Source organism: Hymenobacter glacieicola, assembly GCF_014640315.1.
GTDB lineage: Bacteria > Bacteroidota > Bacteroidia > Cytophagales > Hymenobacteraceae > Hymenobacter > Hymenobacter glacieicola.
In genome coordinates this window covers 106,567-133,102 of sequence record NZ_BMGS01000009.1, presented here as the reverse complement: position 1 = coordinate 133,102, position 26,536 = coordinate 106,567, and the positions used below count along the sequence as shown (strand labels likewise).

The following is a 26,536-nucleotide window of genomic DNA, read 5'->3' as shown; positions in this document are numbered from 1 at the left end:
TTCTGCTATCGTGCTGCTTAATGGCCGGCGTTAACCAGTGGCTCAGGTGCCTCTTGCTCCTGAGGAGCCGGGGCCACATAGGTTGCCAAGGAGCGGGCTAACAGCAGCAAGCTCACCAAAATCAAGGCGGCCCCCAGCAGGAAGGGAGCACCCGGGAAGTAAACGGGGGCACTGGCGCCGGTGTAGTACGAAAACAGGTTGGTCATCAGGGGCGGCCCCACAATGGACGTCAGGCTCATGAGGCTGGTCAGCGCCCCCTGAAGTTCGCCCTGTTGGTTGGGCGGCACCTGACCGGAAATAATGCCCTGCAACGCCGGCCCGGCAATACCGCCCAGGCAGTACGGCACCAGAAAGGCAAACATCATCCAGCCTTTGGAGGCGAAGGCAAACAGCACGAAGCCCACGGCGTACAGCAGCATCCCCAGAAACACGGAGCGCTTCGGCCCCAGCACTGGGTTGATCCGCCGGATCAGTACGCCCTGCACAATGGCTACCAGCGCCCCCAGCGCCCCCAGCGAGTACCCAACCCAGGCTTCCGTCCACTGAAACTTCTCAATCACGTAGTACGACCAGGTCGACTGCGTAGCGTGGGCTGCCACGTAGAGCAGCAGCAAAGAGGCCACCAGCCCGGTAATGACGGGGTAGCGCCGCAGCAGCCGCAGGGAGCCGATGGGGTTGGCGCGGGACCACTCAAACGGCCGCCGCTTTTCCTGGGGCAGCGACTCAGGCAACACAAAATAACCGTACACTACGTTCAGCAGGGTAATACCGGCCGCCGCCAGAAAAGGCACCTGATGGCCGTATTTGCCCAGGATGCCTCCCAGCGCGGGCCCGATGATAAAGCCCAGCCCAAAGGCCGCCCCGATCATGCCAAAATTCTGAGCCCGCTCCTCGGGGGCTGATATATCGGCAATGTAAGCGGAGGCCGTCGTGAAGCTGGCTCCCATTACGCCGGCAATCAGGCGGCCGGCAAACAGCCAGCCAATGCTGGGCGCAAAGGCCACCAGCAGGTAGTCGAGGCCAAACCCAAGCAGGGAAAGCAGCAGTACCGGCCGGCGCCCAAACCGGTCACTGAGGTTGCCCATCACCGGCGAAAACAGAAACTGCATCACGGCAAAGGCAAACACCAGCCAGCCGCCTACCCGGGCCGCGTCGCTGATAGTGCCACCCGTCAGGTTGCGGATAAGGGCCGGAATCACCGGCACGATGATACCAATGCCGATTACGTCCAGCAGCAGCGTCAGGAAAATAAAGCCAAGCGCGGCCTTGCGGGGAGCAGCCATAAGGGAGGAAGGATAGGTAGTGGCAACCGTAAAGGTAGAAGCATCTGGCTTCCCTGAGCGTTGGAAAGATGACGGGTGAACCAGATAGTTTTCTCTTGTCTCCAGTGTTTTTAAGTTACAAGCAGCTGTTCCTCAAAACACTACCACTTCTTGCGTGTCAAAATAGTACAGAACGCACTGCACGTCCTCGTAGCCCAGCTGCCGGAATAGGCCGGCGTAGCGCTGCAGGGGTAGGCGGTGGCGGGGCTCGGGGGGGGGCAGCTTAAAGTCGATGAGGGTGACGCGGCGGCCCGTAGACTCAAACACAATACGGTCGGGCTTGTAGTCCTGCTTGCGGGTGCCGCCCACCAGAATCTCGCGTTCCGCCTCGGCTTCTACCTGGGCGCTGAAGTAGTGGGCCATCTGCGGATGCTCCGTTACCTCGTGCAGGCGGCGCAGTAGCTCGGCCCGCTCCCGCGTGCTCACCAGCCCTTCGGCTACCAGCTGAGCCGCTACCCGGTCTACTTCCGTGGCTCGTTTCACCCGGCGCAGGGCGTAGTGCAGCTTGCGGTTCCACTCCCGCTGGGTTTGCTGCTCGTCGAAATCGAAAACCGTGTTGGCGTGGCGCTTCAGGCGCAGGCGCTCCTCCCAGGGCGTGCTGGTGAGGTTGTGCAGGGGTAGGTCGTGGTCGGTGGTGGCGGGCGCGTGGCGCTGGGCCGGCACGTAGCCGTGGGCATCGGACAGCACGTAGGCCATTTGCTCATCGTCCCACTGCGTGGTGCTGCTGAGGTAGCGGTGTAGCAGCTCGGCCACGGTTTTGGCCGGCTCCGGCGGGGCAAGGGCCTCCCCGTCCTTGGGGGCTTTCACCGGCCGGGGCTTGCGGCTGATGGCGTAGAGGCGGTGGCGCGGGCGGGTGAAGGCCACGTACAGCATGTTCAGGCCTTCCAAGAAGGTTTTCTCGATTTCCTCGGTGTACTGCTCGGCCAGGGGGGTATGCAACAGGGCCTGGGTTTGGGGTAGCACAGCCACGGCGGGCATGCTGGTTAGCGGTTTATGGTCCGTGTCGGCCAGCCGGCCCCAGAGCAGGGTACCCATGTAGGGCCTGAGCGACCAATCCGCAAACGGCACAATAACCACGCCGTAGGCCAGCCCCTTGGCCTTGTGCACGGTGGTAATGGTAATGGCGTTGCGGCCGGCCGGGGCGTTGATGCTCAGGCTGCTTTTGCGCTGGTCCCAGTAAGCCAGGAAGTTGTTGAGGTTGTTGCCGAAGCGCAGGCTGTACTCCAGAGTCAGGTCCAGAAACCGGAACAGGTACTCCTGCTCGGCCACCCGGTGTAGCAGCCCGAATAAGCTAATCAGGCGCTCCGTCAGCTCGTAGAGGCCCAGGTTGCCGGTTTCCCGCTCTTGCACGTCGTAGCCCAACGCGCGCAACTCATCAAAGAAGGGCTGCACCGATTCACCGTTGGCCAGCTCCGCCCAGCGGCGGGCCCGCTCCGGGGTTGGGTCCAGGCCGCGCACCACCCGGTCTACCAGCAGTAGCGCCTCCGCTCGGGCCAGCGTGTCAGCGGGCTGGTTCAGCACCCGGAACAGAGCCACCAGCAGGTTTACTACCTCCGCAAACTCCAGGGAAAGGGAGTCGGCCGAAATAATATCGTAGCCGCGCTCCTTCAAGAACTTGGCAACCCGGCGGCTTTGGTCGCGGCGGCGGCAGAGCACGGCCACATCCTGCAGGCGGAAGCCATCGGCTACGGCTTTTTCCACCAACTGAAGCGTCAGATAAAGGGTGCTTTCGGTGTAATCCAGCGTCTGCCCGGTAAGGTAGCCCGGTAGCAAGTCCGGCGTGTACGTGCCCAGGGCGGCATCGTAGCGGCAGGCGGGGGCATCGTCCTCGGTGAACAGTAGCTCTACGTGGCCCGTGTTGTTGGGCCGACTAGTTGCCGGCCCCTGTTGCACAAAGCCCGCATCGTAAATGTCCTGCACCAGCGGCAACGAGGCGTGCGTAGCGCTGACGTGGGTGAAAAAATGGTTGTTGAAGTCGATAATGGCCGGGGCCGAGCGGAAGTTGGTGTTCAGGTTGGCCGCTTCCAGGCTTTGGTCCAGGGTCAGGTAGCGGTCAGCCAGCAACTCGCGCAGCTCCTCATCGGCCGCCTTGTTATACAGGTGCTCCGTCTGGTTTTGATAGAGGCGCAGAATCTGCTCCATTTCGCCCCCGCGCCAGCGGTAGATGGCCTGCTTGGCGTCGCCCACGGCCAGGCTGAGGTTGCCCCCGGCCACGGCATTTTCCACCAGCGGCAGCAGGTTGTTCCACTGCAGCACCGAAGTATCCTGGAATTCATCGATAAGCAGGTGCAGGTACCGCTCGCCCATGCGCTCATACAGGAACGGCACCGGCTCGCGCAGCACAATCTGGGCAATGCGGCGGTTAAACTCGGCAATAAGCACTACCCCCCGGTCGCGGCTCAACTGGTCCACCGACTTGCTCAGCTCACTCAGCAGACTGACTTGGAAGAGATAGGGCAACATACCCGTCACCAGCAGGTAGTCGGGCAGCAGGGTAGCGCGCAGCTTTTCCACCAGCTCGTAGGCGGCCAGCAGAGCCGGTTTCACGGCGTCCACGCGGGCCTTATCCGGAGCGGTTTTGACTTTGCCGCTGTACCACTTATTCTGCTCTACGGTGGCCCGCACGTAAGTATTGGCTTCTTTATCGGGTTGTAACCGCTCTTCCCACTTGGTGAGGTAGCCCAGCAGCCCGCTGCGGCCCTGGTACAGGTCGGAGTCAGTTACGCCGGCCGTATCCACGGCTTCCTGGGCTACCTGGGCTACCTGCCGGAAGGCGTCCTCAATTTCGGCTTTGCGCTGGCGCAGGCCCTCGTGCAGGCGGCGGTAATCCTGCAGGCTCAGTTTCTGGAGCTGCTCCACGGCCTCATGCACCGGCTCGCTGAGCAAGAACTGCCCGAAATCCACCAGCTCGGTGGGCAGGTTGTTCCAGCTGCGGCCTTCGTCGGCCTTGCTAAGGGCAAAGTCGGAGATGGTGCGCGACAACAGGGCCGCGTTAGGGTCCCGGTTCACGCGGTCCAGCAGCAGGGCCACGGCACTTTGCAGCACGGTAGCACTGTCCAGCTCCACTTCAAACGTGGCAGGCAGCCCCAGCTCCCGGGTAAAGGCCGTAACTATGCGCTGCACAAAGGAGTCGATGGTGCTGACGGCGAAATCGGCGTAGTGGTAGAGCACCAGCCGGAACGTGCGCGCGGCCCGCTCGCGCAGCACCCGCTGCCGCTCCTCCGGGGCAGGCAGGTAGGCCAGTTGTCCTTCCGCGGCCAGCTCTTCGGCAATTTCCGTGAGCAGCGAATCCGTTTCGCCTTCCGGCAGCTGGGCAAACCGCCGCAGGGCCCCAATAATGCGCTCCTTCATTTCGCCGGCCGCGTCGTTGGTAAATGTAATGGCCAGAATCCGCTTGAAGTACGAGGCATCGTCGGTGCCCAGGGCCAGCTTCAGGTATTCCTTGGTGAGCTGATAGGTTTTGCCGGAGCCGGCGGAAGAGGAATAAATGCGGAAAGTGGCGGGCATGGGAAGGGGAAAGGAGGACCAAGAGAAAGCTCTTGCCCGAAATGAATTCCGTTTTCAGGCACTCCCCTTTATTCTTCCTCTTTGCTAGGTAGAGCCGGGGGAGCCTGGTTTTCAACCGTAATTTTGGTAGCGCCGGCCCGCTGAATCATTACTTGTTTGCCCACTTCTGTCAGGTTACGGCTCTCGTAAATCTTCATGGCCGTCGATATATCGATGGCCTGCCGGGTCTGCTCATCCAAATCGAAGGTGAGCGTGATAAAGTTCAGGTGTACCCCAAGCGGCTCCAGCGCTTTATTTGCTTGTGTCAGCAAGCTATTCTCGATTTCAGCCTGGTCTAGCTCTACAATATCCTCGGTCAGAAATAACGCCTTGCTTACGTCCCGAATCCGCTTGTCGATAACCATGTTTTCGGCGCCCTCAAACGCGGTTGGACTAAGCGCCTCATTGCTGTCCGCGTTAGCATTGGCCTTGCCCAAATACTTGGCCTGCCTGATAAACGCCAGCGGGTCAATAATCGAATAATCGTAGTCGATGTGGACGGAAGCCCGCACGCGGTCCTTCAGGTTGGTAATAAACCGACTATCCCCCTGCATCGGAAAGTTGGGAATGACCACTTTCATGTAGCACGGATTCATCGTGCCTTTCGGTACGGCGTCGCCGGCGGCAATTTTACTCCATTCCATGCCACAGTCATTGGAAACCAACACTTGCTGGTTTGATTTGGCGTAGTTGCAGCTAGACAAAAGACCAGCTAGTAGTAGAACAGAAAAAGTGCGCATAGTGGCTGCATGCTGAAGTAAGCGGAAAAAACAAGCGGCTGGCTAAGGTAGTAAGGCCCTTGTTCAGTTGGCCCTACACCGGTCCCCGCAGCCGCACCACCACGTCCGGCTCTATTCGCGCGGGCCGCTTGGTGGTGGGGTCCAGCAGCACCCATTGGGTTTCCGCCTCGCAGAGCAGCTTGCTGTCCTCGGCCCGCTCAATGCGCACGAAGCGCTGGCACTGGGCCCCGCGCACTTCTCCAATCCAGGTGGTGCAGCGCAGCTGCTCGCCCAGCAGGGCGGGGTGGCGATACTGCACGCGGTGTTCCCGCACTACCCAGATGTAGTGCTCCCGCTCGCCGGCGGGGTAGGCCGTGAGCCAGTGCGCCCCGGCCGTATCCTGCACCCAGCGCACGTACTGCACATTATTGACGTGGTCTAGCTCGTCGATGTCCTCGGGCTGAACCGTCAGGAGGCGGGAGAAGCGAAAAGCGGGGGGCGCGGGCATTTCCATAGGCTCAAAGTTACCTCCTCGGCCGGCAAACAAACTCAGGGCTGAATAAGCTTGCAATAAATTCAACAAGAGAAATCAGGGTAGTAATTGGTATTAATTACCTGAAAAACAGAATGTTATTGAGAATGGATGGTAGTTAAGCACGGGATAAATTCTTGGAAGGGTAAACATATGAGGTATTCCACATCTAAAATATCCGTGTATATTTGAGCACATTAAGAAAACGCGGTTTCACCGTCCTGTTGAGTACTTCCATCCGGGAGGGAAAGCAGAGTTGAGTGCGCTTTCCGAAAAAAACATCCATCATCACCAGTACCATGCAGACAGGAACTGTAAAATTCTTCAACGAAACCAAAGGTTTCGGCTTTATCAAAGTTGACGAAACCGGCGAGGACGTATTCGTGCACGTAACCGAGTGCATCGACGAAATCCGCGACAAAGACAAAGTGGAATTTGAAATTGCTCAAGGCCGCAAAGGCCCGAACGCCGTGAAAGTGAAACTGGCTTAGTCCTTTATCCTTCTCGGATAGCTTTAAAAAAGCAGGCTCCTGACGAGCCTGCTTTTTTTGTGCCTAGCCATTACAATTATCATTGGCCCCTGCGTATGGATCTATTTTAAAGCTCGAGCCGTTAGGGAATAGCTGAGGCAGGAATGCAATTTGATTATTTCTGCGTATCTTTGCACCCGCATTTGAGAACGGCCACGTTCCGCGCAGCTTGTGAGCTGCCTTTAAGAAACCTGTTGGGCCGGCTTTGTCTTCCGTCCGTTGCTTCCGTCACTTGTCGTTGTGTTGAGTGGGAGAGAAGAGCGTCGCTGAATCCGCTGTTTTCAGAGCTACAGTCTCCACTCCATCAACACAGACATGGAAAACGAAAAGGTAAAAATGAAATTCAGTGAGTTGACCCTCTCTGAAGAAATGCAGCGCGCCATTGCTGAGGTAGGCTACGAAGAAGCGTCGCCCATTCAGGAGGCTGGTATTCCGGTATTGCTCCAGGGGCGCGACGTAATTGGACAGGCCCAGACGGGCACCGGCAAAACGGCCGCTTTCTCTATTCCCGCCATTGAGCGCATCGACACCGAGTCGCGCGAAGTGCAGTGCCTGGTGCTCTGCCCTACCCGCGAACTGGCCGTGCAGGTTTCCGGCGAAATCCAGAAGCTCGGCAAATACAAGCGCGGCTTGGCCGTAGTGCCGATTTACGGTGGCTCCAGCTACGACCGGCAGTTCCGCGCCCTGGAGCGCGGCGTGCAGATTGTGATTGGTACGCCCGGCCGCGTGATGGACCACATCGAGCGGGGTACCCTCAAGCTTGACAACTGCAAAATGATCATCCTCGATGAAGCGGATGAGATGCTGGACATGGGCTTCCGCGACGACATCGAGACGGTGCTCAAGAAGATGCCCGAGCAGCGCCAGACGGTGTTCTTCTCGGCTACCATGAGCAAGCCGATCATGGAGATGACCAAGCGCTACCAGACGGATCCGCAGATCGTGAAGGTTAACCATCAGGAAATGACGGTTACCAACATCGAGCAGAGCTACTTTGAGGTGCGCGGCCCCCAGAAGAAGGACGTGCTGACCCGTCTCATCGACATGTACAACATTAAGTCGGGCATCGTCTTCGCTAACACGAAGCGCATGGTGGACGAAATCGTGGGTGACCTGCAAGCCAAAGGCTACTTCGCCGAAGGCCTGCACGGCGACATGGGCCAGCAGCAGCGCCAGAATACGCTCGACAAATTCCGCAAAGGCACCCTGGAAATCCTGGTCGCCACCGACGTAGCCGCCCGCGGCATCGACGTGGACAACGTGGAGGTAGTCGTAAACTACGACCTGCCCGCCGACGAGGAATACTACGTGCACCGCATCGGCCGCACCGGCCGCGCCGGCAAGCAGGGCAAGGCCTTCACTTTTGTGAGCGGCCGCGACATCTACAAGCTGCGCGACATCATGCGCTTCACCAAGGCCACCATCAAGCAGGAGCGGGTGCCTTCGTTTGAAGATGTGTCGGAAGTGAAAACTACCCTCATGCTCAACTCCATTAAGGAGGTGATTGAGAAGGGGAACCTGGACAAGTACATTGCCCGGGTGCAGCGCCTCATCGACCAGGATCAGGAAGACGGCGTAACGTCCCTGGACGTGGCGGCGGCTCTGCTGAAAATGACGATGAAAGAGGACAAGCGCGCCCAGGAAAGCCTCGACGCCAGCCGCACCCAGGGGGCGGCCCGCCCCGGCTTCACGCGCCTGTTCGTAACCATGGGCAAAAAGGACCGTCTGCACCCCCGTGACATTGTGGACCTGATTGCCGAAAACACCAGCCTCACGGCCGGTAAGGTAGGCGACATTGCCCTCTACGATAAGTTCAGCTTCGTGGAAGTACCAAACGAGTTCGTGGAAGAGGTGGTCAGCCAACTGGGCCGCAGCACCATTCAGGGCCGGCCGGTAGCCTTCAACATTGCTACCCCTCGCCAGGAGGGTGATGCTCAGCAAGAAGGCGGTAACCGGGGGGGCTTCGGTGGCGAGCGTCCGCGCCGGGGCCCGGGTGGCTTCGGTGGTGGCGAGCGGCGAGAAGGCGGCTTCGGCGGCAACCGCGGCGGTGGCTCCTACGGTGGCAACCGTGGTGGCAGCTCCTACGGCGGCGGTGAGCGGCGGGAAGGCGGCTTTGGCGGCAACCGCGGCGGTGGTAGCTACGGTGGCAACCGGGGCGGTGGTTCTTACGGCGGCGACCGTCGGGAGGGCGGCTCCTTCGGGGGTAACCGCAGCGGTGGCAGCAGCTACGGCGGCGGCTACAAAGGCAAGCGCGACAACGGCGGCTTCGACGAATAGGTAACTTCCAGTCTCGGCCGCAAGCCGATATAGCCCAAGGTTAAATAGCAAAGGCCACTCGAACGAGTGGCCTTTGCTATTTAACCTTGGGCAAACTATGCGGTAGCAAACCACTAGCCGCCTAGGGGCAGTTGTGTGGGCTATTTCGAGGAGTCGCGCAGGGCGCGCATCTCGTCGTGGCCTTGGGTTACGCCAGCGGCCTGTTTGGCAATGAGGGCTTGCAGCTCGCTGGGTATGCCTTGCAGTTTCTGGGCTGTTTCGTAGGCTTTTTTGGCGTAGTCTTCACCCCGCTCGCACTCAGCCAGGATGCTGTGCCGGTCTTTGCCGGTTATCAGACCTTTCAGGTTGATAAAGGCGCGGTGTACGGTACCCGTAATGGAGGATTCCTCTTCCGGATGCAGGTTCAACTTGTGCATCTGGTCTTCCAGCTCCGTGATGTACTCGGAGCGCTGAGCGGCATATTTCTTAAAAATCTGCTTCAGATCAGCGTCCTCTACGTCGGTCATGGCTTCGGCGTAGCCGCGCTGACCATCTTTTAGGGTTTCCAGGAGTTCGTTGAGGCCGGCTTGGAGGGTTTTAGCGTCCATGAGGAGAGGAAATTTGGGTGTTAGGAAAGATAGTTGTGCCCTTCTTTACTGATAGAACCCAAATCAAGTTGCAATAAGTGCTAAAACGAATATCGCCGCTCAGCGCTACGCCGTGCCAAGCAAGTTGGTTTCAAGTTCAACAAGCAAGGCGTAGTTGCCCGTTCGTTACCATAGAAACCCAGCGTATGTACCAATTACGCAGCAGCCAGGGCCCGCCCGGCCAGGTAGCCCGTGGTCCAGGCTGCCTGAAAGTTGAAGCCACCAGTAATGCCGTCAATGTCAAGTACTTCCCCGGCAAAATGCAGCCCAGGTACGCGGCGGCTCTCCATGGTTTGCATATTGATTTCACTGAGCGTGATGCCCCCACAGGTGACAAACTCGTCCTTGTAGGTGGTTTTGCCGCGCACGGGTAGGGCCGTGCGGAGCAGGCTCTCGATGAGGCGGTTCTGAAGCTTGGCGGGCAGCTCGTTCCAGCGGGTTTCCGGCCCAACGCCGGCCTGCTCCGTGAGCGTGCGCCACAGGCGTTGGGGCAGGCCGCAGAGCGGATTGCTGGCTACCACCTTCTTGCCGTGCAGCTCCCGGAACTCTACCAAGTACTGGCGCAGCGTGTCCTCGGTGTACTCAGGAATCCAGTTGATGAGGGTAGTGCTCTGGTACTGCAGCTCGTGCAAGCGGCGGGCGCCCCAGGCGGAAAGCTTGAGTACTGCCGGTCCGCTCAGGCCCCAGTGCGTGACCAGCACTGGACCTTCGTATTCCAGCTTTTCGCCGCTTACGCGCACCCGCGCCCGGGGCACGCTCACGCCCGGCAGCTCCCGCAGCGGGGAATTGGGTACGTTGAAAGTAAACAAGCTGGGTACTGGTTCCTGCACCGTGTGGCCTAGCTGGCGCAGCCACTCATACTGCTCCGTTTTAGGTGCACCGCCGGTGGCTACCAGCAGTCGTGCTACCGCAAGCTTCTGGGCGTGGGCGCCCGTCAGGGTCAGCTCGAAGCCCCCCGCGGGTAGCAGTGCAATGTGCTCGGCAGTGGTTTGCAGCAGGATTTCAACGCCCGCTACCCGAGCTGCCGTCAGCAGGCACTGGGCAATGGTTTCTGAGGAGTCGGTGGTGGGAAACATGCGGCCGTCGGGCTCGGTTTTGAGGCGCACGCCGCGCTGCTCAAACCAGCGGACCGTGTCCAAGGCACCAAACTGCTTGAAGGCCTCTTTGAGTTGCTTGGCCCCGCGGGGGTAGTGCTGCACTAGTTGGGCGGCCGTGTCGGCGGCATGGGTCACGTTGCAGCGCCCCCCACCCGAAATGCGGACCTTGCTCAGCAGCTTGGAAGTTTTCTCAATCAGGACTACCCGCAGGCTGGGGTTGGCCTCGGCGCAGGCAATGGCCCCGAAAAAACCCGCGGCTCCCCCGCCCAATACGGCCACTGTACGCTTCGCTTCATTCACGCTGCAAAGATACGGCTTAGGCGGCTGGCAGCGAAGGCCCGGGCTACCGCAACATCAGCAATATTCGAGGGCGGCCACCACATCTTCGTGGCGGAACTGGTAGCCGGTCAGCTCCCGAATAAGGGTAGAATCAATCTGCTTGCCTCCCGCAGACTCTTCCAGAAACGTGGGCGGCTGCAAGCCGAGCCGGGTAGCGGCGACCGTGTAGAACGTGCGGCGGGTAGGATGGGTAGCAGCGCTGGCGTTGAACGTGTAGCCCCATAAATCCTGCTCAATAATGCGGCTGAGCAGGCTAATGCAATCCTGCAAGTGAATCAGGTTGACGGGCGCTTCGCCGTGAGGAACGCCCGCGCGCCCCGCCAAAAACCGGCCCGGCGCGCGCCCCGGGCCCATTAAGCCGGCCAGGCGCACTACCGTGTGGGCGGGGCCCTGAAACAAGGCTTCGGCCTGCAGCAACGGGGCGGCGGCCGTGGCAGCGGCCTGCGCGTCGGGCTCCCGCATCAGACGGGGCTCGTCGGCATACACGCCCGTGGAGCTGACCAGCAGCACATGCCGAACGCCTACCTGAGCGGCTGTTTCGGCCACCGGGCGCAGCAGCGCCGGGTAGGCCTCGGGGGAGCCGGCCCCGCGGGTTGGTGGCACGTTCAGCACCAGCACGTCGGCGCCTTGTAGCTGAGCCCGTAGGGTGTCGGCATCAGTAGCAGTGAGGTTGGGAGCCAGCCGGAGCAGAAAGGGCCGAATCCCGGCGTCGCGCAGGGTAAGGAGCTGGCCCGGGGTGGTAGTAGAGCCGTGCACGCGGTAGCCCAACGCCACCAGGGCCTGCGCCAGGGGCAAACCTAGCCAGCCACAACCCAGTACGGCTACCGTGGGGGGCGAAACGGAAGGAATGGAGTCGGTCATGCGGGGTAAAGGTGGTAAAAAATCTTTCGCGGGCAAGTCAGAGCAAAGTGCTATTTCGGGACGTAGGTAGTACCAGTTTGGCCTTTGAGTGCACCTGCCTCCTGAGCAATACGCTAATTAGGCTAGCCTATAGAAAGACAAAGCCACTGCAGAAATACCGTTCTTGCGGGCCGTAGCCCGCGGGCTGCCCTAATTTTTTACCTCATCATTCCCACCTTTTCTCATGTCTGCTTCGCATCCTTACGCCCAGCCCATGCTCCGCGACAACGCCCTGCAGGGCAAAACCATCGTCGTGACGGGCGGCGGCACCGGCCTTGGCCGCGCCATGACTACGTATTTTTTGCAGCTGGGCGCCAACGTCGTTATCAGCTCCCGTAAGCTGGAGGTGCTGGAAAAAACGGCCGAGGAGCTGCGCCAGCAAACTGGCAACCAGAGCGTACTGGCCGTGCAGTGCGACGTACGCAAGTACGACGAAGTAGAAGCCCTACTGCAGAAAACCATCAACACGTTTGGCGGGGTAGATGTGCTGCTCAACAACGCGGCCGGCAACTTCATCAGCCCTACGGAGCGCCTGAGCCACAAGGCTTTCGACGTTATTGTAGACATTGTGCTGAAGGGCTCCTACAATTGCACGCTGGCGTTTGGCAAGCGCTGGATTGCTGAAAAGAAGCCCGGTACCATCCTCAACATTGTGACTACCTACGCCTCCGTCGGCTCGGCGTTTGTGGTGCCGTCGGCGGCGGCCAAAGCCGGGGTATTGGCCCTGACCCGCTCCCTGGCCGTGGAGTGGGCCAAGTACGGCATCCGTTCCAACGCCATTGCCCCTGGCCCGTTCCCGACGGAAGGCGCCTGGAGCCGCCTGTTCCCCGAGCCCCTGGCCTCGAAGCTCGACCCCGCTGCTTCCGTACCCCTCAAGCGCGTGGGCAACCACCAGGAGCTGGCCAACCTGGCCGCCTACATGGTGTCTGACTTTGCCGCCTACATGAACGGGGAGGTAGTAACCCTGGACGGAGGCGAGTGGCTGAACGGAGCCGGCGAGTTCAACAAGCTCGAACTCCTAACTCCCGACATGTGGGACCATATCGAAAAAACCATGCGCCGCTAAATCACGGATTTAGACGGATTTCTTGGATTACACGGATTCGTTCGGATTGTTTGTGAGGAAGTGCCTGATACAAAAAAGCTCCTGAAATTATTCAGGAGCTTTTTTGTGATAGTGTATTACGGAGAAGAGCGTAGGAATCGTTTATACTTTAGGCTGGCTTCACCAAAATTGAGTAAGAGCCCTACTTCCAGGCGGTATGCTTTTAGGTAGTTTCTAATTTGAGCGTAATGAAGAGGCGTTATCTCAACTAACGCTTTTAACTCAACCACTACTTGTTTTTCGACCAAGAAATCTACGCGTCGGGCTCCTACTTCACTGTCCAAATAATAGACTGGCAAATGAATTTCTTGTTCGAACACTATATTATTTTTCTCAAACTCAATAGCTAAACTGCGCTGATAAATGATTTCAGGAAATCCATTACCAAGTGCCGTATGTACGCGCATAGCGCAGCCAATAATTGTTCTGGTTAAGTCGCTCTGCGCATTTCCAATCAGCATAGCTAGTATTTAGTAAATTCTCCGAACGAATCCGTGTAATCCGAGAAATCCGTCTAAATCCGTGATTAAAGTTTGTACCCTTTAAAGTCTTTCGTGAACTCCTGGGCCGGAATGGGCTGGTTGGCCACGATGTCGCTGAACTCAAACTTCTCGAACAGCCCTTTATCGTCGTTTACCTGAATCACAAGAGGTAGGGTCAGCTTCTGATCCACGGCAATGATGACGCGGCGGCCGTAGGCGTTGGGCACTTGCAGGGCGCGGCCGGCCGGTACGGTAGCGCCGGGGGCCAAACCGTTGCGCTCCAGAATCCGGTATTCGCCGCAGCCGAAGCGGTCGGCAATGGACGCCACGGTTTCCGTTTTGGCGGGCTTGTAGGTTACGTAGCGAAACTGGGGATAGTCGGCGCGCAGGATGTGGGCCGGGCGGCCCTGCACGGTCGTGTCGCCGGCGTAGCGGAAGCTTTTCTCGAAGCTGTGGTCGACGCGCTGGCTGGAGCCGCGCAGCAGCTCGGCAATGGTGCCGTACCCTGCGTCGAGCACGCTGTGGTGCTGGGTTTTACGCATCAGGGCCCCCAGCGGGTCGAGGCTGACGGTGACGTAGGGGAAGCTGTTGGGGTACACCCAGGCGTCGCCGTCGTTCTGGCCCGTCACGTAGAGCACTTCAATGCCCTTCTGGTTGCGCAAATACACTTTATAGGGCTTGAAGGCCATTTTCATGCTGGTGCGAGCCTGTTGGTAGCTACCTTCAATCCGCTCCTGGGCGCGCACATTGCAGCGCAGGGTTTTTAGGTTTTCGATGGAAGTGGAGAGGCGGGCAATAAGCTGTTCCGTAGTGAGCTTGGCGTCGGCGGGTACGGCTGCCATGCTGCTGAGGGCCAGCCCGGCAATCGTGAGAAGTCGGAAAGTACGAATCATGCAGAAAGTAAAGTGGGAATCAGATAGAAAGGTACATGCCGGTTAGCAGAAATCAAGCCGGAAGAAATAGAGGGATAGATAGGCGAATTGGTGAAAAGATGAGCTTAGGAATGGATAAAGTAAACTAAAGAAAAGCCCATCATCCGGAGCCCAGCGGAAGACCTTATGATACCTGAACAAGACGTTATTTCGTCGGTCGTTTAGCTATCATAAGGTCCTTCGCTGGGCTCCGGAGGACAGACAGTTTCCCATACTACCTAACTCACTTTATCACCAACTCACTTAATTGAGACTGATGCGGGGAAAGCGGCTGGCGGTGCTGTCGAAGACAAATAGCTCGTCAATTTCGATTTCACGCAGAAACTGGTAAAGAGGAAAGCGCTCCACCACGGCCCGAACGGTGGCCGCGTTCTGCCCGTTCATGGTGACCCAGCCCCGGGTGCGGTCGGCGCTGATGGCGTAAGACTCCACGATGTTTTCCTCGATTAACTGGTTAATAAAGGCACGATGGCGCGGGATAAGGGCAATAAAATCCTCATCAAAAACATCGGGGAGGCGTAGCGTAACGACAAATTTGGCCATGAAACAAGAAGCAGACACGGCCATAACGCCACCGGCTGCCCGAAGGTTGGAGGGAAGAGCCGCTGCAACTTTTTTCGGCTGGTACCAGAATAGGGAGCATGCATTTCTCTGTCATTACCCCGACCCACAACCGCCGCGACTTTCTGCCCGAGGCGGTAGCCAGCGTGCGTGCCTCCGTTTCGGCGCCCCTGGATTTTTCCTTTGACCACCTCATCTGCGAAAACGCCTCCACCGACGACTCGGCCGAGTGGCTGCGCCAGGCGGCCACCCAGGATGGCATTCCGCTGCGGGTCCGCAGCCAGCCCCACAAGTTGCTGCCCGGCCCCGCCCGCAACCTGCTGATCCGCCAGGATGCCCCCGCCGACAGCTGGATTGTACCCCTCGACGACGACGACATCCTGCTGCAACGGGCTCTGTATCACTACGCCGACCAGATTCAGCAACATCCCGGCCGCCCCTGGCTGGTAGCCGACTTCCTGCGCGTTGACCAGGACCGGCGCTACCTGCCCAATGAAGACTACTACGCCTGGAAGTTCGACTCGCCGACCGATATGCTGCGCGCCATTTTTCGGGCCGAGCACTTCATTCAGGGCAACGTGTGCTACAGCCGCCAGCTTTTTGAGGAGGTAGGCGGCTACGACGAACAGATTGAAATGGCCGAGGACCTGGACCTGTATGTGCGCTTCCTGCTGGCCGGCCACCAGCCCGTTATCTGCCCCCACCTCAGCCACTTGCACCGTTTTCACACCAGCAACGTCAGCATCGGCGTTGATGCCGACAAGCACAGCCAGGACCTGCGGGTGATTTACGACAAGTACGCCGGGCAACTGCAGGCACTAGGGATTGAGCGGCCGTAAAGCGCAGGCTAAGCGGACCAAAAGATTTCGCGGATTCTGGTCACGAATTCGGCTTCTGTTCCCATATCCTATCAAGAACGTCATGCCAAGGCGGAGCCGAAGCATGACGTACAAAGTCGCCACCAAAATCCGGACAATCTCAAATCCGTTTAGTCTTATTCTTTCACCACCACCCCGCCTTTGACTACCAACCGTACCTGCCGTAGGGTCTTGATATCCTTCGTAGGGTCGCCGGCGACGGCAACGAGGTCCGCGAGCAAACCGGGCTGGATGCGGCCCCGGTCGGGGAGCTGGAAGATGCGGGCGTTACCGGCGGTGAAGCCGCGCAGGGTTTGAAGGCTGGTAAAGCCGTATTCCTGAATTAGCAGCTCGGCCTCGCGCAGGTTGTCGCCGTGGGCGAACACGCCTACGTCGCCACCGTAGGCCAGGTCCACGCCGCTTTGCAGGGCCGCTTTCATAGTTTGCTTTTTCTGCTGGATGCGCTCCGGCTCCGGGTCCTGGCCTTTGCGCCAGCCGCGGTACCGGGAGGTAGCGTCGCCAGCCGCGACGGTAGGGCAGAGGGCTACCCCGCGCTGCTTCATCAGCTTAAAGACTTCGGGGGTGCCCGCGTCGCCGTGTTCAATGGTCTGTACGCCGGCCAGGGTGGCCCGGCGCATGCCCTCGGGCGTGCTGGCGTGGGCCACCACGGGGCGGCCGGAGCTGCGGGCGGTTTGCACAATCAGGTTTAGCTCGTCTTGGGTAAAGGTAGGGCGGCTGGGCTCGTTGGCGCCCCAGCGGTAGTCGGCGTACACCTTGATGACATCGGCGCCCCGGCCAATCTGCTCCCGCACGGCCCGGATAATGCCGTCCACCCCGTCGGCCTCCTGGGCGCCCTGGGGCACCACAAAGCCGGCCGCCAGCTTGGGCCCGTAGGAGCCGGTAGCCACCAGCGCCCGGGTAGCTACCACCATGCGCGGCCCCGGAATCAGGCCCCGGTCAATGGCTTGCTTCAGGCCCACATCGGCGTAGCCCGCGCCCTCGCTGCCCAGGTCGCGGACGGTAGTGAAGCCGGCTTCGAGCGTGGCGCGGGCGTGGGCCGTGGCGCGGGCCACCCGCAACGCTTCCGATTCCTGCAGCACCTGGTCGTTCCAGCTGGTTTCGTTGTAGGGGTGCAGCAGCAGATGGCTGTGGCCTTCAATGAGCCCCGGTAGCAAGGTCAGGCCCGGCAGCTCCACGGTGCGCGCCCCGGCCGGGGCCGGGAGCTGGGCGGCCGGCCCCACGGCTTTGATTTTGTCACCTTCCGTTAGCACGGCCCAGCCGGGGTGCAGGGTTTCGCCATCGAAGACGGCCGCGGGGCGGAGCAGCAGGGCGGGGGTAGGCGTTGGCGCGGATGGTTGGGCCAAGGAGGTCAGGCCAGGGAAAAGTAGGCTGATGAGGAGAGGGAGGCGCACGGAAGGCAGGAAAATATAGAAGGCGCTTAAAGCTACGGTTGCTTTCGCAGATTGTAGGATATGCCCAGTTGAGCATCCCAGACAAACAACTGCTGTCCATCAAATCGAAAACTGGCATCCTCAACCTGCAGGTTGGGCCGTAACATTCGCGGATGAAACAACACCTCCAAATTAAATCGGCTACCCCACAGCTGCTGGTAGGTCAGGCCTGACCATAGCCCAAAGCCTGCCCGTACTTCATCGGTCCGCTCGCGAGAGCCCACCACGTACAGGCCGGCACTTGGTCCTAGCACGGCCTCAAGCCGCGGCCCCAGTTTCAATCGGGGCGCCAATAAAACCTGAATGGAGTACAGAAAATTATGGTACTCAGTAATGGTCCGCCCGCCGCCCGTAAAATCAAAGTCGGGGACAAACTCCTGATAGGGCTGGTGGTTGCGGGCAATGGTAGAACCGATACCAACCACTAGCCGGCGGCCCAGCGGTAGTACAACGTGCACCCCAGCGGCAGGAGCGCCGGTAAAGGACTTCTCGCCTACACGGGTATAGCCGCCTGCCCCTAGTAGTTTCTGCCCAAAGCCGGGAAATGTCAAGAAGGTAAGTAGAGATAGTGCGACGAAGATTGTTTTCATAGCTAATAGAAGAAGGGCAAAATATATTGGTGAAAGGAAATGCAGAGGATAGAACTGGCTGCATAAAAAACACCCGCTAACAGCAAGGTAGCGGGTGTTCTTGACATGCTTTGTATAAGCCTAAACTTGACTATGCCTTTTCCTTGGCCGGCTTGCGCTTCACTTTGATCTTCTCCAGCTTCTTGCCGTTGTGGGGGGTAGCGGCTTCACTGCCGGGGCCACCCACGAGGGTCATTTCCCTAACGAGGTGGCCGGCGCCGGCGTATTTATCGACCACGAACAGCATGTAGCGCACGTCGAGGGTGATGTTGCGCACCCGGTCGGGGTCGAACATGATGTCGGACATGGTTCCTTCCCAGTTGCGGTCGAAGTTGGTACCGATCAGCTCCCCGCGGCCGTTGATGACGGGCGAGCCGGAGTTGCCCCCTGTCGTGTGGTTGGTAGCAATAAAGGCCACGGGCACGGTGCCCTTGTAGGCGTAGGGGCCGAAATCCTTGTTCTGGTACAGCTCGGCCAGGCGGGCGGGCACTTCAAACTCGGGGTTGGTGGGGTCGGCCTTCTCCATGATGCCGTCGAGGGTAGTGTAGAAGTCGTACTTCGTGCCGTCGGCGGGCTGGTAGCCGGCTACCTGGCCGTAGGCCACGCGCAGGGTGGAGTTGGCATCGGGGTAGAACTTGCGCTCCGGCTGCTGCAGGCGCAGGCCGGCCACGTAGGTGCGCTGGAGCAGGGCAATGTTATCGGTGGCGGCGGTGTAGGTGGGCAGTACCTGCTGGCGGTAGGTACTCACTACGGCCTGGGCCAGCTGCACGGCCGGGTCTTGGCGCAGAGTAGTTACGTTGCCCTTCGCCACCTCATCCAGCACCGCGTACGCCGATTCCTGACTGGTCAGGCGCGATTTGCCGTAGAGCTGGGCTGCGTAGGCCGACCAGCCGGAGGTAGCGTACTGCTTCTGCAGGTTTTTGACGTAGGCGGGCAGCAGGGCGGCCGGGGTGCCGTTGGCATAGAGGGGGAGCAGGGCCGCGGCCACCTTCTGGTCGGTGGGGGCGCTGTAGTTGCGGAAGAAGCCCACGGAGCCCTTCTTGGCTTTCTCGGCGGCGGCGGCCAGCTCTTCGGGAGTAGCTTTCCTGTCGGCCAGCTCCAGCAGAGGCAGCAGGCTGTTGGCGTAGCTGACCAGTTCCACCCCGAGGGCGGCTTCCGTCACGTAATCGCGGGCCAGGGTATAGTCGCGGGCGGTAGTGTAGTTTTTTTGCAACTCGGGCAGCAGGCCAGCAAAAGCCGCCCGGCGGGCGGCATCGCCGCTTTCAGCCCACTTCTGGAAGGTGGCCTCTTGCTGCTGCTTCACGCGCACGGCATCGAGCTTTTTGAGGCCGCGGGTTTCGCCAATCCACTTTTTCCAGTAGTTGGCAATGCTGGCGTACTTGGCCGCGTACTGAATGCGCACCTTGTCGGAGGCTTTCATGTCGGCGTCCAGCACCCGCAGCTTGGCGTCGCGCACCTTTATTTTGGCGGGGTTTGACAGCGAATACACCTCATCCACGCCCCAGCTGGTCAGGTATTCGTTGGTGCGGCCGGGAAAGCCAAACACCAGCGTGAAGTCGCCGGGCTGCACGCCGCTGAGGGAAATGGGCAGGTGGTGCCGGGGCTTGAAGGGCTTGTTATCAGGCGAATAGGGGGCGGGCTTGTTGTCGGGGCCGGCGTAGATGCGGAAGATGCTGAAGTCGCCGGTGTGGCGGGGCCAGGCCCAGTTGTCGGTGTCGCCCCCGAACTTGCCGATGCTGCTCGGCGGCGCGCCCACCAGCCGGATGTCCTGGAACACCTCCGTCAGGAAAAGGTAGTACTCATTGCCGTTGAACATAGGGCGCACAAAGGCCTGGTAGTGGGTGCCCTGCACGGCGGCCTGGGCCACGCGCTGGCTGTTTACCTGCACCAGCTTCTCGCGCTCGGCCTCCACAATGCCCGTGGTTGGTACGCCGGCCAGCACCTGGCCCGTCACGTCTTCCATGCGCACAATAAAGGTAGCCGTGAGGCCAGGGTTGGGCAGTTCCTGGTCCCGACTCATGGCCCAGTAGCCCTTGGTCAGATAGTCCTTCTCGACGGAGGAGTGGCTCTGAATCTGGCCGTAGCCGCAGTGGTGGTTGGTGAGCAGCAAGCCTTGGTCCGAAATAATTTCGCCGGTACAGCCGCCGCCAAACTGCACCACGGCATCCTTAAGGCTGCCCTGGTTGACGGAGTAAATCTGCTCGGCGGTGAGCTTGAGGCCTTTTTTCTGCATGTCGGCCTCGTTGAGCTGCTTGAGCAGCAGGGGTAGCCACATGCCTTCGTCGGCGCGGGCCGGGGGCAGGCAGGAAAGGAGCGTGAGGGCCAGCAACGCCAGCCGGGAACGTACGCGCATACAAAAGGAGTTGTGCTGTTGGGTGGTCAGCGAAGAAGATGACGCAAAAATAGCGAACCGGCGGCTGGTACCGCTTATCTGCACCACCCGCTGGCCCGTACCGCGCACAAAAAAGCACTACCACCGCCGAAAGGGCCGAGGTAGTGCTGGAAGAGTGATTTGCGGCGGGGAAGCCAGGTTACGAGTGACCCATTTCGGCTACGGCCGGCGCGTTTTCGGCGTTGGTATTCGAGGCAGCGTACCCGGGCTTAGCCGAAGCAGCCGGAATGTCGTCGGTTTCTTCGGTGGCGTTGGTTTGCTCCCATTCCCGGAACCGCACAATTTCACCCTGGAATTTCTCCACAAACCAGCTCAGCAAAGCCAGATCATCCAGAAAACCTACCACGGGTACGAAATCGGGCACCAAATCAACGGGGGAGAGAGTGTAAAGCAGTACGCCCAAAGCCGACACGATGGTACCGGTTTCAATCTGGCGGTAGCTGCCGCTCACGTAGTTACGTACCAAGCGCACGACTGTATAGCCTACGTCGAAGAGCTGCTTGAACTTGCTGTCCTTGCTTTCTTTGCTGGCCAGCTTGTTGGCTACCTCGCTCAAAACCATGACCACCTTGAAGGGGCGGCCCAGCAGCTTGCCGGCGCGGTTTAGAAAGACACTGAAGAGGGCATTTTTGGAAATGGAAAAACCTTTTTCTAAAAGCGAAGCCATATGATACGAGTGGTGAAGAGTGTGCCTGCTCTACGCGGCCGGGGAGTCGTGTGTTGCCGGAGGGTCTTGGCTCTGGCTTAGTAGGTAGGCGTAGTACGCGAAGAACTCCCGGGTCAGGGCGTAAGCGTCGCGCCACTCGTAATAGGACGGATGGGCGGCATAAACTACCGTAATTCCTTGCCCGCGCAGTAGCCGTTTGGTGCGACTGAGATGGAAAAACTGCGACACCACCAGCGCCGAGCGTAAGTGCCGCTGTCGGGCTATACGGGCGTAATTACGGGCCGTTGCCTGTGTGTTATTTCCTTCATTATCAATTAAAATAGCGTGGGTAGGTACGCCTTGCGCCACCAAGTAGCGTTGCATCACGGTGGCTTCGTAGTGTCCCTCTTGCCCCAGGCCTCCACTCACCAGAATCAGCGGGCTGACTCCCTGATGATACAGTTCCAGGGCTTTGTCGAGCCGGGCCTGAAGGCGGGCAGATAAGCTGCCATCTGGGTTAACCGTATTTCCCAGCACTACCAGGCAATCAACGGGCTGGACATCATCGGTAAGGCCGTCGGCCGTTACTACCGCGCTGTGCAATACAAACCAGCTACCCAACAAAATCAGGCCCGAAAGGACAAAGCGTTTAACCATGAGCATGCGCTGACGGGAAGAATACAGCTGAAGAAGGGACCTGACTCCGCGTGCTGAGGTAGCAAAATGGCGGGACCCTGAGAACTGATTACCCCGAAAATTACTCCTTTCCCGTAGTTTCGCTCCATGAGCTACCTTACTACCCGCCCCGGCGCCGACCAGTACGCGCCGTACTACGCCACGTATATCCGCCTCGTTCCGGAAGGGCACAACCCGCTGCAGCAGCTGCGCGAGCAGCCCGTAACCCTGCGGCAGCTGCTCCACGGCCTCTCCGACGAGCAGGCCCGCCTGCGCTACGCGCCCGGCAAGTGGAGCATCAAGGAAAGCCTGGTGCACGTGCTCGACACGGAGCGCATCTTCGCCTACCGGGCCCTGCGCATCGCCCGCGGCGACCAGCAGCCCCTGCCCGGCTTCGATCAGGACGCCTACGTGCCCGCCTCCGGTGCTGATATACGGCCGCTGGAGGATATTCTGGGGGAATACACTGCCGTTCGTACCGCTACTCTGAGCTTACTGGAGTCGTTTCCGGCGGAGGTGTACGAGCGCGTGGGGACGGCTAGCGCCTCCCCGGTGAGCGTGCGGGCCCTGGCCTACATGCTGGCTGGTCACGAAGCTCACCACCTGAACCTGCTGCAGGAGCGCTATCTGCCGCTACTGAAGTAATCCGTACTTTTAGCCGGTTACAACACCCGCTCGGTCTGGCGCGTTAGAGTACCAGAATCCTTCCTCTTCAAAATCCCTACTATCATGGCTAAAGCCCAGGAACCCCGCAAAGAAAAAAAGAAAGAGCCAGCTAAAACCACCAAGGAAAAAAAGGCCGCCAAGGAAGAAAAGAAAGCCTTGAAAGCCCGCCAGCAGGACTAGTCCCGTACAGCCTGAGTAGTGTACTGCTCAGGCTGTTTCATGTAGGGCACATGCTTCAGAAGTGAGCGTAAATCAACGAATTGCGCTACTTACCCTGGTGGTAGCCGACTACGACGACGCCATTGCTTTCTACCCCCAGAAGCTGAATTTTCAACTGCTGGAGGACACTGACCTTGGGGCTGGAAAACGGTGGGTGCGGGTAGCACCCCGCGGCCCTGGCGGTGGTGCCGAACTGCTGCTGGCCCGCGCCGCTAGCCCCGAACAAGCCACTCGGGTGGGCAATCAGACGGGCGGCCGCGTGGCGCTGTTTCTTTATACCGATAACCTGGCGCGGGATTATCAGCAGTTACGGGCCGCGGGCGTAACCATTGTGCGCCCACCGATGACGCAGACCTATAGGCAAGTGCTGGTATTCGCCGATTTATACGGCAACCTCTGGGATTTACTGGAGCCTCCGCCCGCTCACAGCGTATAGTACACTTCTTTCTGCTTGTCGTGGTGCTTGATGTAGCCGTGCAAGGTTAGTTTAATGAGCGTACGGTAGGCCCGGCGCTGCCCGATGTTGAGCAGCTTCATGTACTGGGCCAGCGTGATGCGCGGGTTTTTTTGCAGGTAGTCCAGCACGGCCAGTTCCTCTTTGTTGAGTGGGATGCGCTCAAAGCGCGGGCCGGCGTCGGCGCGCTCTAGGGCCTTTTCAGTGAGCTGACTGGTTTGCACGCTTTCGTCGCGTACGCGCACGTAGGCGCGCCAGTCGCCCTCGGCTACCTGGGCGCGGTGGGGCTTGTGGGGGCTTTCGGCTACTGTTACCACTACTACTACCCGGTCTTCTTCCGCCTCAACTTCCTTGAACCGAAGCTCCAGCGGCGGATCAATGTAGTGCTGGGCGGCTTGGCGCAGTTGGTATATTTCCTCTTCCGCGTCGCGCACACCCACAATGCGGCCGTCATCGTCCACGCCCACCAGCACCCGGCCGCCGTGCGTATTGGCCAGCGAAGCCAGGGTGCGGGCAATGCGGGTGGGGTGGGTGGTGCGTTTCTTGAACTCCAACCGCTCACCCTCGCCCTGCCGGATCAGTTCCCGTAAGTCAGTCATGTGTGGTGCCTATCAGCGCTGCGCCCGAGGCGGCGACAGTCGTACTTTCCTGAAACGCGGAATCAGGAGAAAAGTAACCGCCTTAGGCTGCTCATTCAATCCCCGTTTCCTCGGCCGAGATGCGCCAGAGGCGGCTGGCTTCGGCTCTACTCCGGGCCCGTTCCGAGGTGCGCGCCGGCCGGCTCCCGGAAAAGTAGCGTCCGCTTACCCGCGCTACCTCCGGCGAGGTAGCCAGGTACAGCGTAGTTTGCGCCCCGCGCTCCGGCGAAATCATCAGGGGCTTGGCCGTCCACCACAGGGCTTTCATTACGGGCGAAGTATCGGGGCGGATCAGGCCAGTATCTACCATACCTGGGTGTAGGCAGTTAGCCGTAATGCCGGTTAGGTCTAGGCGGTGGGCCAGCTCACTGGTAAACAGAATATTAGCCAGCTTGGAGTCGGCGTAGGCCGTGAGCCAGCTGTATTTATCGGGCGAGTTGCGCACGGCCCGGTCGGGCTCAATCTCACCTACCCAGTGCGCCACCGATGATACCGTAACCACCCGGGCCTGGCCGGCGGCATCCAGCAGGGGTAGCAGCAGGTTGGTCAGGACGTAGGGCGCCAGGTGGTTGGTTGCCCAGCTTAGCTCGTGGCCTTCCTCAGTGAGAGCAAACCGCCCGGGCATGATGCCGGCGTTGTTTACCAGAATATCCAGCTGGCTTAGCTCGCGCTGCAATTCCTCCGCCAAGGCCCGCACGTTGCGCAGCAACGACAAGTCATAGCATTTCACGTGCACTGGCGCTTCCGAACCAGCAGCCAGCTGAATGGAGGCCAAGGCCCGCGCGGCCTTGTCGGCGTCGCGGCCCACCAGAATAACGCGGGCGCCCTGGCGGGCCAGCTCCCGGGCCGTTACCAAGCCGATGCCGCTGGTAGCGCCCGTAACCAGGGCCGTTTTTCCAGAAAGCGGGAGAGAAGGAATCATACGGAGAAAAATCGGGCGGGGCCGGAACCAGCTCGCAGGATCGAGAAACAAAGTAAGCGACGCCGGAAGAACGTACGAAAAAACGGATGGTAATGGTGCCACGTTTGGCTACCCGCTGACGAAGCTGCCCGGCTGCCGTCGACTGATATCCACAAAATTCCCGCCATTGCCCAGCAAAAAGCCGCTTCCGGGGTGCGGAAGCGGCTTTGCGTAAACTGTCAAGCAGCTGATTACCTTCCAGGGAAATTAGAAGGGCAGGTCGTTGTCGTCGTCCGAGGCAATCGGGGCGGCCGAGGCGCGCAGGTTCGGATTCTGATTTTGGGCTGGAGCCGCGGCGCGGGGAGCTGCCTGCTGGTAGTTGCCACCGCCCTGGGGAGCAGCGCCGCCACCGGCACCCGACTCAATACGCCAGGCTTCGAGGTTGGTGAAGTACAGCATCTGGCCGTTCTTGTTGAACCCACGGCCCCGCAGGTTAAAGGAAATTTTCACCTCGTCACCTACTTTGTAGGAGTCGATGAGGGCAGTCTTGTCCTGTACCAGCTGGAACTTGATATGCTCGGGATACTGGCCGTCTACGACCTCCAGCACGAACTCGCGCTTGCGGAATTTCTCGCTCACCTGCTGTTCGTCGAAAATCTCGTGCAGGCGGCCGGTAGCTTCGTAAGCCATAAGAAGAATATGTTTGGGGAGTTGAAAACAGTAAACCAAACCTACGAAAAAAAACGCGGTTCGTTCGGGTCACTACGGGCCTGTTGAGCTCAGATGCTTGCCTACCTTTGCGTTGCATTTTTGCTTACCCGCTAATTTTTTTCGCATTATGACAACTTCCTTCGCTTTTGCCCTGCACGGGGGAGCCGGCACTATTTCGCCCCAGTCCATGACTCCGGAAAAGGAGCAGGCCTACCGCGAAGCCCTCGGCGAGGCCCTGGCCATTGGCTACGCGGTGCTCCGCCAGGGTGGCTCGGCGCTGGAAGCCGTGGAGCTGGCCGTGCGTAGCCTCGAAGACTGTCCCTTGTTTAATGCTGGCCGCGGGGCCGTGTTCACCCACGAAGGCCACCACGAAATGGACGCCGCCATCATGGACGGGCGTACGCGCGCGGCCGGGGCCGTAACTGGGGTGCGCACCGTCCAGAACCCTATTCGGGCGGCGCGCATGGTGATGGAGAAAACCGAGCACGTGCTGCTGGGCTACCCCGGCGCCGATGAGCTGGCTCGCCAGCACGGCCTACCCACCCAGCCCACCGAATACTTTTTCACCCAGCAGCGCTACGACCAGCTGCAGGAAGCCCTGGCCGAGGGCCGTATGCGCCTTGACCACAGCCAGGCCCTGGAAGCTGCAGCCCCGCTGGCCGAGCCCAGTGCCTTCCCCAACGAAGACCCGAAAAAGAAAATGGGCACGGTAGGGGCCGTGGCCCGTGACGTGCACGGCAACCTGGCCGCCGCCACCAGCACCGGGGGCATGACCAACAAGCAGCACTCCCGCATCGGCGACTCACCCATCATCGGGGCGGGCACCTTTGCCGACAACCGCACCTGCGCCATCAGCTGCACCGGGCACGGCGAGTATTTCCTGCGCGCCGTGGTAGCCCACGACATCAGCTGCCTGATGGAATACCGGGGCCTGAGCTTGGCGGAAGCCTGCCGGGTAGTCGTGCACGACAAGCTGGCCCCCATCGGGGGCGAGGGCGGGCTAGTAGCCGTGGATGCGGCCGGCAACGTAGCCCTGCCGTTCAACTCCGAAGGCATGTACCGGGCCAGCCAAATGTCCGCCGATGCCAAGCCTTTCGTGGCTATTTACAAGTAGGAAACGGAGGCTGCTTTTTGTGCCTATATATATAAGGAGTAGCAGCGCTTCTGATAAAAGGCCTTGGTTGTAGTGTAATAGCCTGATCTAAAGGTCGTAACACAGCCATGATGCGGCTGAAAAGCACAATCCAAATTTTTGAGCTGAGCAGCCTTATTACTCCTCGGAATGCGGCGGTAGTAAAAGCAAAAAGACTTCCCGTCGGGAAGTCTTTT

General features: G+C 59.8%; 25 protein-coding genes. 7 read left to right on the top strand and 18 right to left on the bottom strand.

The genetic code is table 11. The features are described from left to right. Positions 1 to 17 precede the first annotated feature (17 nt). The 4 genes from IEW18_RS16735 to IEW18_RS16720 all read right to left on the bottom strand — a co-directional run bounded on the left by IEW18_RS16735 (position 18) and on the right by IEW18_RS16720 (position 6,101). Positions 18 to 1,283: a TCR/Tet family MFS transporter gene (locus IEW18_RS16735; protein WP_188559019.1), complete on the bottom strand. Its 1,266-nt coding sequence runs from the start codon at positions 1,281 to 1,283 to the stop codon at positions 18 to 20. A 132-nt stretch (positions 1,284 to 1,415) separates the two neighbouring features. Continuing rightward, a complete protein-coding gene (locus tag IEW18_RS16730) occupies positions 1,416 to 4,829 on the bottom strand; it encodes a UvrD-helicase domain-containing protein (protein WP_188559018.1) in 3,414 nt (1,137 codons plus the stop codon). A 68-nt stretch (positions 4,830 to 4,897) separates the two neighbouring features. Continuing rightward, positions 4,898 to 5,572: an SPFH domain-containing protein gene (locus IEW18_RS16725; protein WP_229728798.1), complete on the bottom strand. Its 675-nt coding sequence runs from the start codon at positions 5,570 to 5,572 to the stop codon at positions 4,898 to 4,900. Positions 5,573 to 5,681: 109 nt separating this feature from the next. Next, positions 5,682 to 6,101 carry an acyl-CoA thioesterase gene (locus IEW18_RS16720; RefSeq protein WP_229728796.1) on the bottom strand — a complete coding sequence of 140 codons (420 nt, stop codon included), beginning with the start codon at positions 6,099 to 6,101 and terminating at the stop codon, positions 5,682 to 5,684. A 317-nt stretch (positions 6,102 to 6,418) separates the two neighbouring features. Here IEW18_RS16720 and IEW18_RS16715 point away from each other — a divergent pair, with 317 nt between their 5' ends. Beyond that, entirely contained in the window at positions 6,419 to 6,610 is a 192-nt protein-coding gene (locus tag IEW18_RS16715) for a cold-shock protein (RefSeq protein ID WP_110980085.1), read from the top strand. A gap of 354 nt (positions 6,611 to 6,964) precedes the next feature. Continuing rightward, positions 6,965 to 8,926 carry a DEAD/DEAH box helicase gene (locus tag IEW18_RS16710; protein WP_188559015.1) on the top strand — a complete coding sequence of 654 codons (1,962 nt, stop codon included), beginning with the start codon at positions 6,965 to 6,967 and terminating at the stop codon, positions 8,924 to 8,926. Positions 8,927 to 9,066: 140 nt separating this feature from the next. On the opposite strand, the gene IEW18_RS16705 is transcribed toward IEW18_RS16710, so the two are convergent. The 3 genes from IEW18_RS16705 to IEW18_RS16695 all read right to left on the bottom strand — a co-directional run bounded on the left by IEW18_RS16705 (position 9,067) and on the right by IEW18_RS16695 (position 11,849). Further along, complete coding sequence (locus IEW18_RS16705) at positions 9,067 to 9,513, bottom strand: PA2169 family four-helix-bundle protein (RefSeq protein WP_188559014.1); 447 nt, start codon at positions 9,511 to 9,513, stop codon at positions 9,067 to 9,069. 194 nt (positions 9,514 to 9,707) lie between these two features. Further along, on the bottom strand, positions 9,708 to 10,949 hold the full coding sequence (locus IEW18_RS16700) for a BaiN/RdsA family NAD(P)/FAD-dependent oxidoreductase (protein ID WP_229728795.1): 1,242 nt from the start codon (positions 10,947 to 10,949) through the stop codon (positions 9,708 to 9,710). 54 nt (positions 10,950 to 11,003) lie between these two features. Then, on the bottom strand, positions 11,004 to 11,849 hold the full coding sequence (locus tag IEW18_RS16695) for an NAD(P)H-binding protein (RefSeq protein WP_188559013.1): 846 nt from the start codon (positions 11,847 to 11,849) through the stop codon (positions 11,004 to 11,006). 223 nt (positions 11,850 to 12,072) lie between these two features. Here IEW18_RS16695 and IEW18_RS16690 point away from each other — a divergent pair, with 223 nt between their 5' ends. Next, a complete protein-coding gene (locus IEW18_RS16690; protein WP_188559012.1) occupies positions 12,073 to 12,954 on the top strand; it encodes an SDR family oxidoreductase in 882 nt (293 codons plus the stop codon). 116 nt (positions 12,955 to 13,070) lie between these two features. Here IEW18_RS16690 and IEW18_RS16685 read toward each other — a convergent pair whose 3' ends face one another. From IEW18_RS16685 to IEW18_RS16675, 3 genes are all read right to left on the bottom strand, one after another. Beyond that, the gene (locus IEW18_RS16685; protein ID WP_188559011.1) at positions 13,071 to 13,454 is read right to left on the bottom strand and encodes a GxxExxY protein; all 384 of its coding nucleotides are present in this window, start codon (positions 13,452 to 13,454) and stop codon (positions 13,071 to 13,073) included. Between the two features lie 65 nt (positions 13,455 to 13,519). Next, entirely contained in the window at positions 13,520 to 14,368 is an 849-nt protein-coding gene (locus tag IEW18_RS16680) for a LysM peptidoglycan-binding domain-containing protein (RefSeq protein ID WP_188559010.1), read from the bottom strand. 282 nt (positions 14,369 to 14,650) lie between these two features. After that, a complete protein-coding gene (locus IEW18_RS16675; RefSeq protein ID WP_188559009.1) occupies positions 14,651 to 14,950 on the bottom strand; it encodes a hypothetical protein in 300 nt (99 codons plus the stop codon). A 98-nt stretch (positions 14,951 to 15,048) separates the two neighbouring features. On the opposite strand from IEW18_RS16675, the gene IEW18_RS16670 reads away from it, so the two are divergent. Beyond that, positions 15,049 to 15,807, top strand: a complete 759-nt coding sequence (locus tag IEW18_RS16670) for a glycosyltransferase family 2 protein (protein WP_188559008.1) — start codon at positions 15,049 to 15,051, stop codon at positions 15,805 to 15,807. A gap of 155 nt (positions 15,808 to 15,962) precedes the next feature. On the opposite strand, the gene IEW18_RS16665 is transcribed toward IEW18_RS16670, so the two are convergent. The 5 genes from IEW18_RS16665 to IEW18_RS16645 all read right to left on the bottom strand — a co-directional run bounded on the left by IEW18_RS16665 (position 15,963) and on the right by IEW18_RS16645 (position 21,606). Then, complete coding sequence (locus IEW18_RS16665) at positions 15,963 to 17,237, bottom strand: metal-dependent hydrolase family protein (protein WP_373285741.1); 1,275 nt, start codon at positions 17,235 to 17,237, stop codon at positions 15,963 to 15,965. Between the two features lie 32 nt (positions 17,238 to 17,269). Beyond that, positions 17,270 to 17,866 (bottom strand): hypothetical protein, encoded by a 597-nt coding sequence (locus IEW18_RS16660; protein WP_229728794.1) that lies wholly within the window; start codon positions 17,864 to 17,866, stop codon positions 17,270 to 17,272. 130 nt (positions 17,867 to 17,996) lie between these two features. Continuing rightward, complete coding sequence (locus IEW18_RS16655; RefSeq protein WP_188559006.1) at positions 17,997 to 20,258, bottom strand: S46 family peptidase; 2,262 nt, start codon at positions 20,256 to 20,258, stop codon at positions 17,997 to 17,999. Positions 20,259 to 20,436: 178 nt separating this feature from the next. Then, on the bottom strand, positions 20,437 to 20,964 hold the full coding sequence (locus tag IEW18_RS16650; protein ID WP_188559005.1) for a YkvA family protein: 528 nt from the start codon (positions 20,962 to 20,964) through the stop codon (positions 20,437 to 20,439). A gap of 30 nt (positions 20,965 to 20,994) precedes the next feature. Continuing rightward, on the bottom strand, positions 20,995 to 21,606 hold the full coding sequence (locus IEW18_RS16645) for a YdcF family protein (protein ID WP_229728793.1): 612 nt from the start codon (positions 21,604 to 21,606) through the stop codon (positions 20,995 to 20,997). A gap of 120 nt (positions 21,607 to 21,726) precedes the next feature. Between IEW18_RS16645 and IEW18_RS16640 the strand changes: the two genes are divergently transcribed. Beyond that, a complete protein-coding gene (locus IEW18_RS16640) occupies positions 21,727 to 22,263 on the top strand; it encodes a DinB family protein (protein WP_188559003.1) in 537 nt (178 codons plus the stop codon). Positions 22,264 to 22,525: 262 nt separating this feature from the next. After that, positions 22,526 to 22,939 carry a VOC family protein gene (locus tag IEW18_RS16635; protein ID WP_188559002.1) on the top strand — a complete coding sequence of 138 codons (414 nt, stop codon included), beginning with the start codon at positions 22,526 to 22,528 and terminating at the stop codon, positions 22,937 to 22,939. On the opposite strand, the gene IEW18_RS16630 is transcribed toward IEW18_RS16635, so the two are convergent. From IEW18_RS16630 to IEW18_RS16620, 3 genes are all read right to left on the bottom strand, one after another. Beyond that, on the bottom strand, positions 22,927 to 23,556 hold the full coding sequence (locus IEW18_RS16630) for an AlbA family DNA-binding domain-containing protein (protein ID WP_188559001.1): 630 nt from the start codon (positions 23,554 to 23,556) through the stop codon (positions 22,927 to 22,929). The genes IEW18_RS16635 and IEW18_RS16630 overlap by 13 nt on opposite strands. A gap of 91 nt (positions 23,557 to 23,647) precedes the next feature. Further along, positions 23,648 to 24,517, bottom strand: a complete 870-nt coding sequence (locus IEW18_RS16625) for an SDR family oxidoreductase (RefSeq protein WP_188559000.1) — start codon at positions 24,515 to 24,517, stop codon at positions 23,648 to 23,650. A gap of 246 nt (positions 24,518 to 24,763) precedes the next feature. Next, the gene (locus tag IEW18_RS16620; protein ID WP_188558999.1) at positions 24,764 to 25,186 is read right to left on the bottom strand and encodes a DUF3127 domain-containing protein; all 423 of its coding nucleotides are present in this window, start codon (positions 25,184 to 25,186) and stop codon (positions 24,764 to 24,766) included. A 148-nt stretch (positions 25,187 to 25,334) separates the two neighbouring features. On the opposite strand from IEW18_RS16620, the gene IEW18_RS16615 reads away from it, so the two are divergent. Further along, positions 25,335 to 26,321 (top strand): isoaspartyl peptidase/L-asparaginase family protein, encoded by a 987-nt coding sequence (locus IEW18_RS16615; RefSeq protein ID WP_188558998.1) that lies wholly within the window; start codon positions 25,335 to 25,337, stop codon positions 26,319 to 26,321. The last annotated feature ends 215 nt before the right edge of the window (positions 26,322 to 26,536 follow it).